The organism is Candidatus Amarolinea aalborgensis, from assembly GCF_900491745.1.
Lineage (GTDB): Bacteria > Chloroflexota > Anaerolineae > SSC4 > Amarolineaceae > Amarolinea > Amarolinea aalborgensis.
In genome coordinates, this window is sequence record NZ_UETR01000002.1 from 144927 (window position 1) to 162685 (window position 17759).

14 protein-coding genes are annotated in these 17759 nt (G+C 62.5%); 5 read left to right on the plus strand and 9 right to left on the minus strand.

What is annotated here, in order from left to right; translation table 11 throughout:
- Window positions 1-137: 137 nt before the first annotated feature.
- The 4 genes from ACPQ6D_RS03375 (at window position 138) to ACPQ6D_RS03390 (ending at window position 3807) form a co-directional block, all read left to right on the plus strand.
- Window positions 138-617, plus strand: coding sequence for a MarR family winged helix-turn-helix transcriptional regulator (locus tag ACPQ6D_RS03375; RefSeq protein WP_423222883.1), 480 nt, complete (start codon window positions 138-140; stop codon window positions 615-617).
- Window positions 618-767: 150 nt separating this feature from the next.
- A complete protein-coding gene (locus ACPQ6D_RS03380) occupies window positions 768-1292 on the plus strand; it encodes a YceI family protein (protein ID WP_423222884.1) in 525 nt (174 codons plus the stop codon).
- Window positions 1293-1401: 109 nt separating this feature from the next.
- Complete coding sequence (locus ACPQ6D_RS03385) at window positions 1402-2667, plus strand: MFS transporter (protein WP_423222885.1); 1266 nt, start codon at window positions 1402-1404, stop codon at window positions 2665-2667.
- A gap of 36 nt (window positions 2668-2703) precedes the next feature.
- Complete coding sequence (locus ACPQ6D_RS03390) at window positions 2704-3807, plus strand: hypothetical protein (protein WP_423222886.1); 1104 nt, start codon at window positions 2704-2706, stop codon at window positions 3805-3807.
- A 120-nt stretch (window positions 3808-3927) separates the two neighbouring features.
- On the opposite strand, the gene ACPQ6D_RS03395 is transcribed toward ACPQ6D_RS03390, so the two are convergent.
- The 8 genes from ACPQ6D_RS03395 to ACPQ6D_RS03430 form a co-directional block, all read right to left on the minus strand.
- A complete protein-coding gene (locus tag ACPQ6D_RS03395; RefSeq protein ID WP_423222887.1) occupies window positions 3928-4347 on the minus strand; it encodes an OsmC family peroxiredoxin in 420 nt (139 codons plus the stop codon).
- A 178-nt stretch (window positions 4348-4525) separates the two neighbouring features.
- Complete coding sequence (locus tag ACPQ6D_RS03400; protein ID WP_423222888.1) at window positions 4526-6739, minus strand: hypothetical protein; 2214 nt, start codon at window positions 6737-6739, stop codon at window positions 4526-4528.
- A 271-nt stretch (window positions 6740-7010) separates the two neighbouring features.
- A complete protein-coding gene (locus tag ACPQ6D_RS03405) occupies window positions 7011-7520 on the minus strand; it encodes a hypothetical protein (protein WP_423222889.1) in 510 nt (169 codons plus the stop codon).
- Window positions 7521-7665: 145 nt separating this feature from the next.
- A complete protein-coding gene (locus ACPQ6D_RS03410; RefSeq protein ID WP_423222890.1) occupies window positions 7666-10671 on the minus strand; it encodes a glycosyltransferase family 39 protein in 3006 nt (1001 codons plus the stop codon).
- Window positions 10656-11582, minus strand: a complete 927-nt coding sequence (locus ACPQ6D_RS03415) for an SH3 domain-containing protein (protein ID WP_423222891.1) — start codon at window positions 11580-11582, stop codon at window positions 10656-10658. The genes ACPQ6D_RS03410 and ACPQ6D_RS03415 overlap by 16 nt, the downstream gene beginning before the upstream one ends.
- A gap of 62 nt (window positions 11583-11644) precedes the next feature.
- Complete coding sequence (locus tag ACPQ6D_RS03420) at window positions 11645-12751, minus strand: SH3 domain-containing protein (protein ID WP_423222892.1); 1107 nt, start codon at window positions 12749-12751, stop codon at window positions 11645-11647.
- Window positions 12729-13910, minus strand: coding sequence for an SH3 domain-containing protein (locus tag ACPQ6D_RS03425; protein ID WP_423222893.1), 1182 nt, complete (start codon window positions 13908-13910; stop codon window positions 12729-12731). Before ACPQ6D_RS03425 ends, ACPQ6D_RS03420 begins: the two co-directional genes overlap by 23 nt.
- 367 nt (window positions 13911-14277) lie before the next feature.
- The gene (locus ACPQ6D_RS03430; RefSeq protein WP_423222894.1) at window positions 14278-14844 is read right to left on the minus strand and encodes a hypothetical protein; all 567 of its coding nucleotides are present in this window, start codon (window positions 14842-14844) and stop codon (window positions 14278-14280) included.
- A gap of 209 nt (window positions 14845-15053) precedes the next feature.
- Here ACPQ6D_RS03430 and rplI point away from each other — a divergent pair, with 209 nt between their 5' ends.
- Window positions 15054-15506, plus strand: a complete 453-nt coding sequence (gene rplI, locus ACPQ6D_RS03435; protein WP_423222895.1) for a 50S ribosomal protein L9 — start codon at window positions 15054-15056, stop codon at window positions 15504-15506.
- A 101-nt stretch (window positions 15507-15607) separates the two neighbouring features.
- Here rplI and ACPQ6D_RS03440 read toward each other — a convergent pair whose 3' ends face one another.
- Window positions 15608-17581, minus strand: coding sequence for a protein O-mannosyl-transferase family (locus ACPQ6D_RS03440; protein ID WP_423222896.1), 1974 nt, complete (start codon window positions 17579-17581; stop codon window positions 15608-15610).
- Window positions 17582-17759: the final 178 nt, after the last annotated feature.

Consider the following 17759-nt stretch of genomic DNA (forward strand, 5'->3'; position numbering starts at 1 on the left):
GAAAGGAGTGACGGCAACTCCGGTTTGGCTGCGCTCACTTCGCCGGCCGGTATGCGCGAAGCGAAGCATACTCCACTTGACAACTTAATTATCCCGTGCTACTATTTCGACATTGAACGATTCAAGGTGAAATAGTCATGCCAACCCATTTTCAAGGTGAGCCAGAGCAGGTTTTGGCCCTCGATACCTTTGTCAAGCTGCAGCGCGCGTCCGATTCATTCATGGCGCGGCTGCATGCGCATGGAACGCACGCGGAGTTGACGCCCACGCAGTTTGCCGTCATGGAGAGCCTGCTGCATCTCGGCCCGATGTGCCAGAATGTCATTGCCAGCAAGATCCTCAAGAGTTCGGGCAACATCACGATGGTGATTGACAACCTGGAAAAGCACGGACTGGTGCGTCGCGAGCGCGACGCCGAAGACCGCCGGATGGTCGTCGTGTCATTGACCCCGGCCGGCGAAGAAGCCATTCGGCGCATTTTCCCGGTGCACGTCGCGGCCGTCGTTGAAGAGATGAGCGCGCTCACGGCCGATGAGCAGCGCACGCTGGGCGCGCTGTGCCGCAAGCTGGGCCGCGGGGCGTCCACCGCGGATATGCCTGCGCCGGCCGACGCCTAAGAACTCGATCGCGCCCCGAACCACATCTCTGCATCAACACCAGATTGTAATTGAACCTACAGCAGAATGAGTGAAAATAGTTTAATATCAAACCATTAAGTGATGAATTAAAAAACATCAAAGTATTTCAACTTGAAGGAGATTTACACCATGGCTTGGACAATTGACCCCTCACATACGCGTGTCGTTTTTTCAGCGCGGCATATGATGATCTCGAACGTGCACGGATCTTTCGAGAACGTTGGCGGCGTTGTTGAGTTTGATGAGCAGAACCCGGCGCAGTCGGCCCTCGACGTGCAAATTGATGCCGCCAGCATCAACACGCGTGATTCCAGGCGAGACGACCATCTCAAATCGCCTGATTTCTTGGACGTGGCAAACTTCCCGCACTTGACGTTCAAGGGCACCAAGATGGAAGTGCTGAGCGCAGAGCGCGGCCGCATTACCGGCGACTTGACGATCCGAAACGTCACGCGCCCGGTCACGATGGATGTGGAATTCAACGGCATGGCGAAAAGCCCATGGGGCGCCACCAGCGCCGGATTCAGCGCCAGCACCAAGATCAGCCGCAAAGATTGGGGCCTGAACTGGAATGTGGCCCTGGAGACAGGCGGTTTCCTCGTGAGCGATAACATCAACATCAACATCGAGGCCGAAATCGTCAAGCAGGCATAGTCCCATTTGCCTTTTCGCCCCTGCGCGAATAAACTAACAGCCCGCTCATGCGCAAGCGCAGACTCCTGCGCTTGCGCTGTTCTGTTGATCGCAAGCGAGGATGACAACCATGCAATTTCTGAACTCCGTGCGCAGCAGCTTCACCCCACTGCGCTTCGCGAACTTCCGCCACTATCTTGCTGGACAGTCTGTCTCGTTGATTGGCACCTGGATGCAGGCCACGGCGCAGGGATGGGTCGTATGGGAATTAACCCACTCTCCCGCTGCGCTCGGCGCAGTGGCGATGCTGTCCACGCTGCCCATTCTACTCTTCGGTCCAATGACAGGCGTGTGGGCGGACCGCCTTGATCGCCGCAAGCTCCTGATCGGCTCGCAAACGGTCGCCATGCTGCTCGCATTTTCCCTGGCATTCCTGGTGCAAACCGGGTTGGTGCAGTTGTGGCACATCTACGTGCTCAGTTTCCTGTTGGGCATCGTTTCGGCGGTTGATTTCCCCGCTCAGCAGGCCTTCATTGGCGATCTGACCGGCATGGGTGAGGTGCGCAAGGCGGTGGTCGTCAATGCTATGATCATGCAGGTGAGTCGCATGGTCGGCCCAGCCTTGGCGGGCTTTGTGGTGGGTTCATTGGGGGCTGCCGTGGCGTTTGGGATCAACGGCCTGAGCTTCGTCGCGGTGATCATCAGCCTCATCGTGGTGCGTTCACAACAGGTCCGGCGCCCGTCCACAGGCAATTCCTGGACAGAGTTTACAGAAGGGCTGCGCTTTATCCGCACGCAGCCCCGTCTGCAGGATGTGATCCTGTACACCGTCTTTGTGACCTTCTTTGGCCTGTCGGTGATGAATATCCTGGCGGCTGTGGCAGATCGCGTCCTTCATGGTCAGGCAGACACGTTGGGGCTGCTTATGGCAGCCTCCGGCGCGGGCGCGCTGGTGGGCGCCATCGTGGTGGTGCCCATTGTGCAGGGATTTACGCGTACAGGCATCGTCCTTGGGCTGTGCTGCGCCTGGGCCGGCACGTGGTTTGTTTTCTTCTCGTTTTCAACCTGGCTGCCGCTGTCTATGCTCTGCCTCTTCATCGTTTCCTTGACTGTCCCCGCGGTCATTACCACCGCCAGCGGTCTCCTGCAGACCATGGCCCCGCCTACGATGCGCGCGCGGCTGCTCAGCGTCTTCACCATGGTCAGCTTTGGCATTCAGCCCCTGGCTTCATTGGTGTTGGGATTCAGCGCCCAACACCTGGGCCCCGCATTGGCGATTCGCATCAACGGTGTGGCCATGGTGGCGGCCGTCCTGCTTTTGCTCAGCCTGCGCCCTGCCCTACGCCGTTGGGAATCTACCCAGATGGTCGCTGCGGTCGTCGAAGTGACGCAATGACGTAGTGAAGCTGCATTCGGTCAGCGTCAGCTCATCATGGTGATCAGACTATTCTCCTTCGTGCTTGGATTTGCCCTGGCCGTCAGCGCGGTCTATTCTGCCGTGCAGACGTTTGTCTTGCCGCGCGGTGCACCAGACCGACTTACCACCGCTGTTTTTCGCGGCGTTTACAGCCTTTTCGCACTGCGTTTGCGTGGAACTTTGGCGTACCAAGAACGCGACCGCGCGCTGGCTTTCTTTGCGCCGGTTGCCGTCTTGACCCTCATACCCGTCTGGTACACCTTTCTCCTGTTCGGCTTTGCCGCCATGTTCTGGGCGGTCGGCGTACCTACCTGGTATCAAGCCTTCAAGATTAGTGGGTCTTCCCTCCTCACCCTCGGATTTGCCACGAGCGATGGCGCCCTCCAAATGATCTTGACTTTCGCCGAGGCCGCCACCGGTTTGATCCTGGTGGCTCTCTTGATTGCTTACTTGCCCACCATGTACTCTGCGTTTTCCCGACGAGAGACAAACGTATCCATGCTTGAAGTGCGGGCCGGCAGTCCGCCCTCGGCCGTTGATATGCTGCTGCGCTTCCATCGCATTCACGGCTTGCAGCGGCTGCGTGAACAGTGGGCGACCTGGGAAGCCTGGTTCGCCGACATCGAAGAAAGTCATACGTCTTTGGCCCCCCTGGTGTTCTTCCGCTCACCCCGGTCAGACAAGTCCTGGGTGACGGCGGCCGGCGCTGTGCTCGATGCGGCCGCGTTGACCCTGTCCACACTGGACATTCCGACCGCCGCCGAAGGCCCGCTCTGTGTGCGGGCTGGCTACCTGGCGCTCCGTCGCATCGCAGACCTCTTCGATATTCAGTACAATCCGGATCCGCATTTTCCTGTTGACGCCATTAGCGTCACCCGCGCTGAATTTGATGCCGCGTGTGTCACCCTGGAGACTGCGGGCGTGCCGCTGAAGGCCGATCGCGATCAGGCGTGGAGCGATTTTGCCGGTTGGCGTGTGAACTACGACCGGGTGCTGTGCGCTTTGACCTGGCTGACCATGGCGCCGCCGTCACCCTGGTCCGGCGCGCGCCCGACCCATCTGTCCCTCATGCCCTTCCGCCGTTTGCCGATGGCTCGCCGCGCTCGGCGCAGCCAATGATCGCGGGTGGCCGTGTACAGTCGCGATACCGGTTTCCCCTAAACAAAAAAGCTGGGTTGACAAGAATCTATCCTGTCAATCCAGCTAATTTCTGTTCAGACGTGTGCTTGTGGCGATCTGCTACGCCAGCAAACGGGCCGTCAATTCGATGTCCACGCTGGCCAGGGCCTTCGAGACCGGGCAGCCAGCTTTGGCGGCGGCGGCCTTTTCCGCAAACGTGGCTTCGTCCAGGCCTGGGACTTCGGCCTCAGTGTTCAACTCGATCTTGGTGATCGTCGGCCCCGCGCCCAGGTGCACCTTCGCCGTGGTGTGAATTCTGGTGGGCGTAAAGCCCGCGTTGCTCAACAGGGCCGAGAGGAACATCGAGTAGCAGCCGGCATGCGCCGCGCCAATCAGTTCCTCTGGATTGGTGCCCTTCTCTTCCTCAAAACGGGACGCGAAGGTGTAAGGCCCTTCAAAAAAACCGCTGCTCACCCGCATCGTGCCGTTGCCAGCACGCAAGGTGCCATTCCAAGTTGCTTCTGCGCTTCGAACTGCCATACGATTGACTCTCCTTTTGTTGCTTCAGGGTGGGGCGCTGGCCGCCACTGGCTGTGTCAAGCGAACGATTTCACTGCACAACGAAACGGTCAGCGAGCGCCATTTTTCGATTTCTATCGTTTTTTGACGTTGGCGCCAGCCCATACGTCACAATCTCTGCCGCGCTGCGGTTTGTGGGTCAACGGCCCCGTCGCGGGATATAGGGGAAGTAGCGCGTACGCACCACTGGCGTGCTTGTGGGGGTGACAGTTGCGGTCGGCGTCAGCGTCGCCGTGGGCGAGCTGGTTGCGGTTGCCGTATGGGTTGGCGTGGCTGTGCTCGTTGGCGTCGCTGTGCTGGTCGGCGTTGACGTGTGCGTCGGCCTCGGCGTGCTGGTCGGCGTTGACGTGTGCGTCGGCGTGGGCGTGCGGCTGGCTGTCGGCGTCAGCGTGGGTGTGTTGGTGGGGGTGGGCGTGGGCGGTTCTGTGCGCCGCAGCACGAAAAGACCGCCCTCCTGGTCAGCTAAGTAGACCTGGTTGCCGGCGACTGCAACGCCCGTGGCATAGCCTGTCAGGATGGCCAGGCCATCGTGGAGCTGCGGCTCGTCGGGATTGGTCGCCGCAATGACCTGGACGCCGCCCCGCCGTCCGTCTGCCACATAGACCAGGTTGTCACTCACGGTCACGCCTACGGCCCACACCGCAGTATTGTATGCCCCGCGCAGGACCGGATTGCCTGGGTTGTGGGCATCTACGATACGTAAATTACCGCCTTCCGCCACGTAGGCCATGTCGCCTTCCACGGCCACGGCGTAGGCGAAGAAGAACCCCAACACCTGGCTGCGCAAGATTGGCGCCGCCGGATTGGACACGTCAATGATTTGCAGCGTTCCCGTGCTGCCGTCTGCGACGTAGGCCAGCTGCCCAGCGACGGCGACATCGAGCGCGTAGCCAGGCGTGTTGTAACTACCGCGCAGCACCGGATGAGCCGGGTTGCTGACATCAATGATGAGGAGGCCGTCGTTGTAGCCATCGGCCAGGTAAGCCAGACTGCCGACGACCTGGACACTGTTGGCATAGCCGGGGGAGTCATACGCGCCAACCAGCACGGGGCTTGCGGGGTTAGCCGCGTTGATGATCTGCAGCCCGGCGTAGCCGTCGGCTACATAAACCAGGCTGCCGCTGACCGCCACACCCAGCGCCGTGCCAGGCGTGTCCAGGCTTCCCAACCGCTGCGGCGCCGCCGGATTACTGACATCAATGATATGCAGACCGCCAAAATTGGCGGCCACATAGGCTCGATTGCCGGCAACAGCCACACGCGCGATGGCGCCCGGTGTCTGAAACGCACCGAGCGCGGTAGGGTTCGCTGCGCTGGCGACATTGATGGTGGCGACGCCGCCATCTTGCAGGGCCAGGAACGCGACCGAGCCAACGAGGGCCATATCATTGCCTGCACTGGCGCCGTTCAAGACGCTAACCCGGCCCGCAGCCGCGGGATTGCTAACATTGGCAATCTCCAATCCGTTATTGGGCAGCCCCGTAGCGATGTAGGCAAGCGTGCCAACCACGCTCACGGATGCAGCTGCGCCGTAGGTATCATAGCTGCCCAGGATAACAGGCGCAGCCGGATTGGCCACGTTCACGATCTGTATCCCGCGTTCTCCGTCTGCGACATACGCGCGATCTCCTACCAGGCGCACCTGCAGCGCCGCGCCAGGCGTATCCAACAGGCCGCGCAGAACAGGCGCGAGGGGGTTCGAGACATCAATGATCTGCAAGCCGCCGCTGTAACCCGCCGCTACGTAGGCCATGTCGCCTGCCACCACGATATGGTGGGGATCGCCAGTGAGATCGAAACTGCCGCGCAGGATGGGATGCGCTGGATTGCTGACCTCAAAAATGCGCAGCGCCTTGGCCGGGAATCCATCCGCCACGTACACGTTGGCGCCAACCACGGCAAGGCTGTTGGCTGCGCCCGGCGTGTTGTACGAGCTAATGACCACGGGGGCGGCCGGGTTGCTCACATTAATGATCTGCAGTCCGCCCTGGTCATCAGCCGCCACATAAGCCACGCCGTTGACCACCTGCACGTCGCGCACCAAATCTGGCAGCAGCCCGCTTTGTCCCACTAAGATCGGGTTAGACGGGTTGCTGATATTGAGAATGACCAGCCGTGGGCCAACACCGAGATAAGCGTAGCTGCCAACCACATCCACGGCGTAACCTGGGCCGCCAATCTGTCCCATCACGTCAATGGTCAACGGCAGCTGTGGAGCAGGGTCGTTGCGGCTTGTTGACACCGAAGCCACGCGCGCAGAGGAGACGCTGGGCTGGGCGGCCGCGGCGCCGGTCAGCAGGCTGATCAGCAGGATAAGGCCGATCAGCATAAAACGTGGTGCATGCAAAGTCATGGAATATCCTTTCGATTCGATTCTGTTCACATCCTGGACGGAGGTGCTTGCAAGTCTAACACTGACGGGTATTTTGGCAAATTGTCTCACAACTGGCTGAAAACACAACAACAAACGCTGGGTCGTAGCAACCCAGCGTCTATTGGCGTTCATATCTGTACGGCGTCCAGGCATCGAACCTGCAAGCGGGCGTCCATGGCGACTCTTATCCTTCGGTGAAAAGAGGACTCTATCCCCGCTTGCCGCTCATCACTGTCGGCCGCGAGAACGGCTAGGCGTCTGTCGTCGGTTCTCCAGCCGCTTCTGCGTCCAGCCCCTCATGGGGCCATGCGGCTGGCGTTTCCACAACTTCCGCCGCCTCGGCCTTGGCTGTCTCTTCGGCCGCTGCGGCTGGGGTTTCGGCTGGCTTGGTCGTGACGCGGGTCATCAGCTTGTCCAACTGCGCGTTGATCTGCTTCAGCCCGGCCAGCATGCCGTCCCGAATCTCGTCGAGCACTTTGCTCTGACGGACTTCTTCCACCACCTTCTCTGCGGTCTCACGCACTTCTTCGCCTAACTTGCTCTCGCGCGCGGACTTGATCGCGGCATCAACCTGCTTGCCGAATTCGAGCAGTCCTTCCTGCACCTCGTCGGAGAGCTCTTTGCGTTTTGGACTTTCCCATGCGGCCTGCATGGCCGCGCCCAGCTTTTGTCCCATCTGGTTCAATTCGGCAAAAAGGTCGCCTTTGGGCGGCACGCTGCCCTGGGGCGTCTGGTCGGTTGCCTTGCTTTCCTCAGTCATCTTGATACTCCTTTGTTCTTGCGCACATGTGGCTTCGTCTTGAAGACCCATCGCCATCGTCGGTTTTGTGATCGCACGTGAACTGCACCCGGTTGCGCAGTCGTTTACAGTACGTATAACCCGGTGCTAGGTTGCGCCGCTGCTATCAGTTTACCACAAGAGGTGTTGTCAGCACAAGCCGATCATCCACCACCTGCCCTTCGCCGCCGATCACGGGCAGCCGAGCGCCATCACTGAAATAGAAACCGATCTCGATCTGATACACGCCGCGTGGCAGCGACGCCGGCAGCTGCAGCACATGGCTGTCGGCCAGGTATTCGCCGGTCAGCCAACTGGAGGTGGGCAGCCGCCCTGCGCCTGGCTCACCGTCAGCTTGCGCCACGGTCTGCCCAGCCGGCCCTAGCAGGTGCACAAACACGCTGGCGCGCTGCGTCCACGGCTCGGCCGCCTGCCAATGAAGCGTCAGCGTCACGGCGTCCCCGCTGCGCACCGACGATGGGCTGAGATCATAACCCAACAGGCGCGCCTGGCTGCCAAACTGCGCAACCTGGGTCGTGGTCGGCGCGGGCGCTTCCCACTGGTGGGGGCGGCCCTTGACCTGCACCGTCGCCAGAGATAGGAAATCGGCGCGTTGACCGGCTGGCGCCAGGCGTTGACCGCTGATCGGGTCGAAAAAGCCCGCGATCAGTCGGTAGGAGCCGTCGGGTAGGGCGGCCGGCAAGCGCAGGCTCCACGGCGTGCGCAGCAGGTCGCCTGGCCGCCATTGCCGGCTGGGGAGATCAACCAGCGGTGGGCCTTCCCAACCGGCGTCAACGGCGCCGTCGGCATCGAGGAGTTGGACAAAGGCGCGCCAGTCGCGAGCTGGCGCTTGGATCACCTGCCAGCCCAGGCTCACGCGTAGATCGTCGCCAGGCGCCCAGGGCCCCGCGGCCAGGTCAAAGCCTAACCAGCGCAGCTCCGACCCCAAACGCCTCGCTCGCGGCTGCCCCAGGACCAAACGTGTTGGGCTGAGCGGAGGGTTGGGTCGGACGACCTCAATTGGCCCCACGCGCCATTCGACGCCAGCCGTCTGCCCCGCGCCGTCGTGTACGTCGAGCGGGCGTTCGACCACGTCCGCAGACTGCTGGTAAACCTGGATGCGCAAATCATAATGACCGGGCGGCGTCCCGGCCGGAATCCACAGCGCGTGGCGATCTTCCTCTGCCTGGTTGACCGGCCATTGATCGAAGGGACGCTGCCCATTGGCTGGCGCGCTGTCGCGCTGCGCCCAGGTTTCGCCCTGACTGTCTGTCAACCGTAGGCGGACCTGCCATGCGCCAGCCGTGGGCAGCGCAGTCAAACGCCATGTCAAGCGCACCGGCGCGGCGCCATCGCCCGCGGGTACGGCGCCTGAGGCCACTTGAACATCATCCAGGGCCAGCCACGCGCCGAAGCGAGCACCGGGCGCCAGCCGCCAGGCGTTGGGCGGAGGGGCAAAGAAGGTCAGGCGGGTGCTTGGGTTGATCCATTGGTTGAGCACAGGGAAACCCTGCTGCATAAGGTTGGCCTCAATCTGCGTCTCCAGAATACCGCCCAGGCTCAGGTGCGCGGGAAACCAGATGCGTCGCCCCTGCTGCGTTATTTCGTATAGCGAATAAGCTATCTGGTCTGTCCAGGTTTCTGAAATGCTGAGCAGCGGCTGCGGCCCGTTGGGCAGATAGCTGCGCAAGTAGCCAACCTGCCACGGATAAACGCAGAAGGCTACATCATCCGCCGTGCCGCGCGTAGCCATCTCGGCGATGAGCGGGCGATAGTCGTCATTCGTATAGCGAGGGGTAGTGAAAAAGCGCAAGAAGGCCACGCCAGTCACCATGACGAGGCCGAGAACCAATGCAGCCTGGATCAAACGGGCGCGCCGTGAGAAATTGCGACCAATCGGCGTAACGAGCGCGGCCATGCTCAGCCAAAGGATCGGCGCCACTGACGCCAGCAAGCGCTCGCCGCGCACGGGCGTGAACGGAAAGCGCAGGTTGATGATAAATCCAACCGCGAGGGCAAATGCGAGCAGGCCCGCCAGGGCAAGGTTTGGCTGCGGCACGGCGGGTGAGGTCTTGTGGTTCGCGGAGGGCATGGCAGCCGCGCGAATCTGCCATCTATGCTGGACGAACAATCCGGCCAAGACCGCCAGCGCGCCGAGAGAGAGTGCATCGAGTTGGGTTGGCGCGGCATGGCCAATGATGAACGCGGACAGGTGCCGCGCCGCGTAATCAAGCAGCGTGAGCGGGGTGTCGGCATCTTTGGTTACTTTGTAGGCCACGTACGTTGCCAGTTTGGGCGCGGCGTAGATCACCCAAGGCGCGTAGAGCAGTGCCGCGGCCAGGTGCGCGGCGATGAACGGCGCAGAGCCTGGCGTCGCGCTGCGGCTGGCTGCGCCGCGATGCATAACGCGCCGCGCCAGCACAAGGAGCGTCGCGCCCAGCGGCAGCAGCAGCGCGTAGTATTGAGTGTAAGCCAGGGCAAGGGTCGTTAGAACCAGGGTCAACAGTCGCCCCATGCCGACGCCTGTTCGGGAAACCGCGGCCGAAGCGGCGGTTGGCGCCCGCAGCCATGGCGCGGCGCTGACCAGGTAGGCCAGCGCCAGTGTACCGACCAGCCCGTACATGCGAATTTCCTGGCTGTAGTAGAGATGAAATGGGTTGAAGGCCACCAGCAGCGCAGCGACGAGCGCCGGCGCGACGGTGATCGGCCGGCCGCGGGGCAGGAGCCGGCGCGCCGCAACGTAAGCCAGGGCAATGCCAGGCAGGCTGACGACAACGGAACAGAGGCGCAAGGCGATGGGCGTTGGGCCGAGCAGCGCGATCCACGCATGCAGCAGGGCATAGTAGAGCGGCGGATGAATATCCTGCGCAGTGAGCGCGATCATGTCGCCAATGGGGTGCGTGGCAAACCAAACGCTGTACCCTTCATCCCACCACAGGGGCTGGAAATCAAGGCGTTGCACGCGCAGTGCGAGGCCCAACAGCAGTAGGCCAATCAGCGCCCATGCGGTCAACCGCGTGCGCTGACCTGGCAGGCCGCGCACGAACGGACGGCGCTCACCTCCATTCAGCATGGATCGTGAACGGCCGCCGTCCGCACGCGGCGTTTCATTACGATCTAGCGTCTGAACCACGTGAGCAGAACGTCGTGCGTCTTATCCCGCAGTTCGCCGGTGATGGCATCAGAGACTTCTTTGCCGCTGCCATCCACGACGACGGCCCGGAACGCGCCGGCGGTGCGGGGCAGCTCGAGCTTGGCGTTGTAGCGGAACTCGCTAGGCTGCCCAGGATAGGCATTTTGCCAGCGCTCGCCAAAGACCACATCAAGCGTGCCTGTCGGCGCGCTGACCCGCAGTTTGTAGCCGCCGCTGATGGGCAGCGCATCGCCCGTTTTGCCCAGGCGGCCCCAGAACGTCACGATACCGAAGTTGGCGTCGTCCGCGTTGCGGATCTCCGTGCCGGCCTGTCCAAAAATGGCGGCCGCGGCCGGCGGCGCGGTTGGCTGCGCTGGGGGCGTGGTGGGCCGCGGGCGCGCGGTGGGCTGGGGTGGCTGTGTTGGCGGCGGAGCCACGTCCTTGACTACTTCAACCCCATCCACCTTGCCTTCCACACGTACGTACTGCGCAGCGACCCAGCCGTTCTTGCTGTTGACGCAGCACACCTGCCACCAACTGCTGTCCGTATTACGCCCGGTGATCTCAAGGCGCTGGCCCACGGCCCCGCGGGCAATGCTGGCATAGCTGGTAGATGGTCCGCTGCGGATGTTGAGATTGTTGAGGGTGACGATCGCCATCGGCTTGGGCGGCGGCGTGGGCGTCGCTGGCGGCGGCGTCGCTGTGGGCGGTTCCGCGGGCGTGGCCGTGGGCGGCACCGCCGTTGGCGTGGGGGGAAGGGGTGTGGCCGCCGGTTTGGGTGTAAAGGTTGGCACCAGGGTGCGCTGCGGCGCGGGCGTTTGCGGCGCCTGGTTGCCGGGCGCCGCACAGCCAACCATCAATAGAAGCGCAAGGGCGATGGGGATCAGAACGCGTGTTCGCGGCAGGTGCATGACTGGTTAACTCCTCTTCATCAAAATCAGATTAGCCCACATGTTGGCCGGGCGCCAGAGCATCAAAATCGGCGCTTGAAGCGGATGTGGTACCATTTTGGTTGGCTGGCGCTGGTGTACAGGCGCACGATGCTCGATTCACGTTGGTTTCCGCTGCCGTCCACCACATAGACCTGCCAGACATTGTCGCCCAGCTCAGCAAAGCCGTTGGTGTCAAACTGCAGATTGACCAGCCGCGCATCCGGCAGCGGCGTCAACTGATTCGGCGCGGAGTAGCCCCAACTGCTGTCAGAAACCAGCGGGCTGACCCAAGACCGCGCCTTGCCTTCGAGGACAAACATCAGGCGATAGCCCCAGAGCGGCGCGCCATTGCTGGCTTTGATCTGGGCGCCGACCTTCAGCCAGTTATTGCCCCAGTTGGGGAATTCTTCGATGCCCTCGACATCGAAGGCAACGGCCTCTGTGGCTGTGGGGGTAATGGTGGGCGTGGGGGTTGGCGGCGCCGGGGTGAAAGTCGGCGTGGGCGGCGGCTCTTCTGTCACGACTTGAATGTCCGTCGCATCGCCGCTCACCTGTACGAGGCTGGCCGTGACCCATGCCAGGCTGGCATCAGGCAGACAACAGATGCGCCACCAGGCGTAGTCGGCTGTGCGGCCCACAATGTCGTACGTCTCACCCTGGCGAATCGTACCGGCCAGTGGGTACTCGATGCCTGGCCCTTTGCGCACATTCAATTCTGCCACCGGCACCAGGATCATTGGCCCTGGGGTAGCTGTGGCCGTTGGTTCTCCAGTCGAAGTTGCGGTTGGCGTTGGGCCGGGCGTGGGTGTATCCGTGGCGGTCGGCGTTATCGTGGGCGTTGGCGGGAACGGCGTATCGGTCGGCGGCAGCACGGTCGGCGTGAAAGTTGGCTGCAGAACAGGGGTCAAAAAGACGATCGGCGTTGGCGAAGGCGTCAGCGGTGGGAAAAGTCGGATGAAGCTGGTCAATGAGCAGCCCATCGTACCCAAGAGCGCCACGAGCGCCAGGGCCAGGACGCCGGCGATGCGCCGGGGTTTGGCCGCCAAGCCGGCCGTGCGCGGTTTGATGGCCGCGCATGAGGGGGGATGGCCGAGCGGCGCCTGCGTTGGCGCCGGGGCGTCGCGGTTAACGGATGTGGCGGAAGCCAATATACACCTCCCGATAAGGGTTCGTTGGCTCCGTCGTGAACGGAATCGGTTCGGAGACCGCGTGGCCGGCCGCGTCAGCCAGGTAGGCTACATACGTGCCTGTGCCGGGCGAAAAGAGCGTAAACTCCAGGTTGAACGCCTGGCGATCGCCAAAACCTGGCGGCTGTGACCAGAGGAAGACATCGGTGGAAAGTTCGCCGGAACTGATGTCTTTCCACGGCGCTTTCGTCACATCGGGGGTGCCGGTCGGCGTTGGCGTCGGCGCTGGCGTCCAAACGCCGGTGGGGGTGGGCGTCCAGGTTGATGTCCAAACTGGCGTGGGCGTTCCGACGGGTACGTCCATGCCTTCGCGCCGGAAGACTTTGAGCTGATAGCCGGGCATAGGGTCGCCGTTGTTGAAATAGACCTTGACCCAAATTTTGAGGAAGGCGTTGTTGGTCAGATAGAACTGCGGCCCGATCGCGCGGTAGAACAGTGGCGAGGGCGTTGGCGTTGTCGTTGGCGTCAGCGTCGGCGTCCAGGTCCACGTGGGCGTGGGCGCGGGACCTTCCTGCCTGATGGGCGCGCCGCTGGCCTCTCCTGTTACCTTGACGGCGTCTGCCTTGACCCAGGCGCGGCGTCCCTTGATGCAGCAGATGTACCACCAGCCCTGGCTTGGATCAGGATTGTCGCTGCGCGCGACGATCTCAAAGGTGCTGCCGGGCTGGATCTTGCCAATGATGGGGTAATCAATGCTGGGGCCTTCACGGGCGTTGGTGTCTCTTGCTAACGGTTGCGCCAGCGCGACCGGCGTTGGGGTCAGCGTTGGCGGCAGCGGCGTCTCCGTTGGCGTCTCCGTTGCCGTAGGGGTGACGGTCGGCGTCGGCATGGTGGCGGTGAGCGTTGGGGTAGGGGGTATGTACGGCGTTGGTGTGAAGGTGGCAACCAGTACGCGCGTCGGCCCTGACGGGGCCGTGGGGGTTGAGGTTGGGGTGACCGCGCTGCGAGGCAGCAGCGACAGCGCGCCGCCCATCGAGCAGCCGAGGCTGCTCAACGCCAGCGCCACAACGACAATGACCAGGCTCCAGGGCGCGACCGTACGCACGGATGCCGCCAACGGGTCATGACCATCGGATGGGTTGGGAACCTGGTTAACTAATTTGTGTTGTCCGTATCTCAAGAGCGTTACAACGGGGCCTGGGGCGAGAAATTTCAACGCATTTGTTGTGAAGCCAAGTATAGCACAGGAAGGGCTGCACTTCCAAATTTGTCAGGAGATGGGCGTTCAGATGACCATCTGAACCAGCGCTCGGCCCGAAGGGCGCGTGCCCTGCTACCAACCCAATCCATCACGCAGAAATTGTCGCGCCGTTTTGGCGTATTTGAGCGGATTGGTAGAGGCCGGGTTTTGGTCTGCTTCGACCACCATCCAGCCTTCGAAGCGCGCGTCGGCCAGAGCGTCGAAGATTGGCGCGAAGTCAAGGGCGCCGTCGCCGGGAACGGTGAAGACGCCGGCCTCGACTGACTCCTTGAAGAAGAGGTTTTCCTCACGGGCGCGCCTGACGACATCGAAGCGGATATCCTTCAGAGTCGGACTGGATCATGACGCCAGTGCCCGCGTGGGGATGATAGCACAGGCGCAGACCGCTGTCATTGGCAATCCTGCCCAACTCTTCGAGGCCTGCGGTCAAGGCAGACCACTGGCTGTTATTGAAAGTTGGGCGGTTAGCAAACAGCGCAACCGGCAGCGGATTGACCACCAGACCAAACTCGCTGACGACCAGGGTCGCGCCTTCCAGGTAGAGGTCGCCGGTCACTTGCGCGTCCCGACTGGCGAAGGTCGGCGCCGTCCCGTCCTCGTCCGACGTTCCCATGGGCTGCGGAACTCTCGGCTCGGCCCCGCGCAGGCGGCGTAGCAGCGCACGACACTCCGTGATGCGCTGCAAGGTGGCCAGGTCGTCGCTGGTCACTGCTTCATCCAGCAAGCGCTGCGCCTCGTAGGGCTGAAGCAGAAGCCTCTCCTGGGCAAAAAGCGTCTCAGCGGCGTCATCACTTTCGGCTTGCACGAAGGCAATCACCGCCTGTAAGACCGGCGGCTGTATCCGCCGCCTCATGGATCTGGCGGCGGTCGTCTGCGGTGTTGGGTAGAGTGTCAGCCATCCGGAGACCTCCAGCGTGTGTGAGTGGCGGAAACGTGGGCCAAGACGCCGCCGTCATTATGCCGCCGCAGGCAAATGCAGGTAAATTTGGATGCTGCGCCAATTTCGAGTAAGATGGGACTACGCCATGACAAAACCAACGCAGAGGAGCTAAAAATCTGGTTATGGAAGTGCTGTTATTGAAAGATGTGCCGGCCCTGGGTCATGCCGGTGATATCAAGAAGGTGATGGGCGGCTACGCGGCCAACTATCTGATCCCGCGTGGATTGGCCACGCCTGCCACCGGCGGTGTGCGCCAGCAGGTCAAGGATATCAAGGATGCGACGACTCGGCGCCAGGCGCGCGAACGCCAGCAGGCGCAGTCCCTGGCTGATCGGATCAGCGCCATTACACTGACGTTTACGGCGAAGGCTGGCGAGTCTGGCCGCCTCTATGGTTCAATCACCAGCGCGGACATTGCCACGGCGCTGGAGCAATCGTTGGGCCAGCCGGTGGACAAGCGCACCATCGTGCTGGAACACCCGATCCGCGAGGTTGGTGTACACACGGTTGCGGTCAAGCTCACGGGCGACATTCGCCCGGATGTAAAGGTTGTCGTCAACCACGAAGAGCAGTAAGCCGCTGTTCGCCTCCCGGAAACACCAGATAGAGTCAAAGAGCCTTCGAAAGTCCGTTTCGAAGGCTCTTTTCGCGGCCCCGCTCAAACGCATGGGCTGCCTCAAGGCATGACCGGGATCGTCACACTGCCCAGGTTCTCGAAGCGGTCGTTATCGAGTTGACGGTAGAGGATCATCTGCGCCGCGTCTGGCCGCAGGTCGGTCGGTAGGGGCAGCCGATAGCGATCGTCCACGCTTTCGCCGACCATCCACGCGGTAGTGGGATAGAGACCGGCCACCGGAGAGCGGACATCGAACTGAACAATCCGATCTCCTGCGGCCAGCGGTTGCCCCTGGCGCAGGGCGCGCACCGATACCGCCCAATCCACGGTGGGCTGCGCCTGCGCCAGCCAGGTCAGGCTGACCGCCAGGCTCGGTGTGAGGGGGATGGTCGGCGCCCAGGCCGGCCAGCCTGGCGGCCGCTGCGGCTCCACCAGGCGCGCAGCCGCGCCGATGATGACCAGGCCATCGCCGATGAGGCGTCCATCCGGCGCAGGGGCGCCGATCACAGGCGCAATCATTACCTCTAGCAGCGTGGGACTGACTGCCCGCCAATGCGGCCGCGCGGTCACTTCTTGCACGATCAGGGGCGCAGCGGCGGCTGAGGTAAAAAGCCGGTCGCCCGCGGCCAGCCGATTGCCCGCCTCCGCGCTTGTCACCGCATGGACATCCGGCCGCACGTCGCCGATGATGGTCAGATAGCGCAGGGCGTCAGCTTCGGCGGCCGTGCCCAGGACGGCCGCGCCAGCCGGCGCATCCCCCAGGATAGCCCAGCCCGGCGCCAGCCCGGTATCGTCAGCGCGGTCAGACTGATCGACGCGCGCCCAGTTCAGGGCTACGCGATTGGTCAGGAAGAGCGCCAGTCCTATGAGAAGCATAGCCGACGCCCCGCGCTGCCAGCGACCGGCGTGCGGCAGCCGCCGCGCTACCCAGCGCGCCAACCGATCCCCGGCCACGCCCATGCCCACGGCCAGCAGCGCATAGACCGGCATCACCACCTGGTACCAGTTGCCCAACCGATCAATGAAACTGAAGGCGGCATAGATCAGGGCGGCGCCCGCCAAGATACCGCCCAGGCGACGTCCCAGCAGGATCCAACCGGCGATGCCGGCCAGGGCGCCGAACGGCGTGAGTTCGCGCCAAAAGAGGGCGGGCCATTCCACCGTCCACAGGGGGCGGAGAGACCAGGTCAGTTCACTGCGACCCTGGCTGGTGCTGACGAAGCTCCAGAACCAGGCCCACGCCGTTTGCGCATCGCCTGATCCGCGCCATTCTGGGTGCTGCCCGCCGCGGAGGTAGATGAATCCGTAGCTCAAGAGCGGAATCAGCATGGCAACGAGCAGTCCCGCAAGCAGGCGGGGGCGACGCAGCACGCCTGGTTGGCGGCTGAGCACCAGGGTCGCGATCGGCGGCGTAATGGCTAAGACCGTCACCATGTGCGCCAGCGCCACGCCCGTGAACAGAGCCAGCGCCGCCAACCAGCGATCAGCCTGCTCCCTGCTGGCTCTATCTTGTTGTTTCGCCGCAGCTTCTTCCCAGCGGCAGGCTGCCCAGACGAAGAGCAGCGTGAGCAGGACTGCGGAAGTGTACTGCTCGGTTGTCACGGCATAGAACCAGAAGAAGTAGGTCGCGGCGTAGATCGCGGTCACCAGCCAGGCCAGCGGCCAGTTGCGCTGCGTCAGGCGCAGGAGCAGTTGGTACAAAACGGCCAACGCCAGCAGCGCCCACCAGGTCGAATAGCCAGCCAGCAGACTGATCGGATTGGACTCCGGCGCGACCAGGCGCCCGGCATGAAACCACAACCAGCCGCCCAGGGTGTAGAGTGGATAGCCTGGCGCATTGCTTGGTCGCGCCTCGACCTGGGCATACTGGTGCGTAATCAAATCCCCACCGGACAATTCGCCAGGCCGCAGTCCATTGTCGAGCGTGGGCAGGTAGAGGAAACGCCACACACTGATCAGCAGCACAATCAAGCCAATGCGAGCCGCCAGACGTGAGCTTGGATTTAAGAAGGAGAAACGAGTCCGCCATGTCATGCATAGGACTGTAGCATTGCTCACAGGCTTTGTCAATCAGCCGACGTTACATTGTAGACGCCACGGTGATTTGGGTTACGGTGTTGCCTGTCATACAGCGAGCGGCAATAGATTTCGTTTTTCCGCTCAAGGAAACAAGCGCAATTCGCGCCTGCTTGCAGTGTACAGTACATTACCA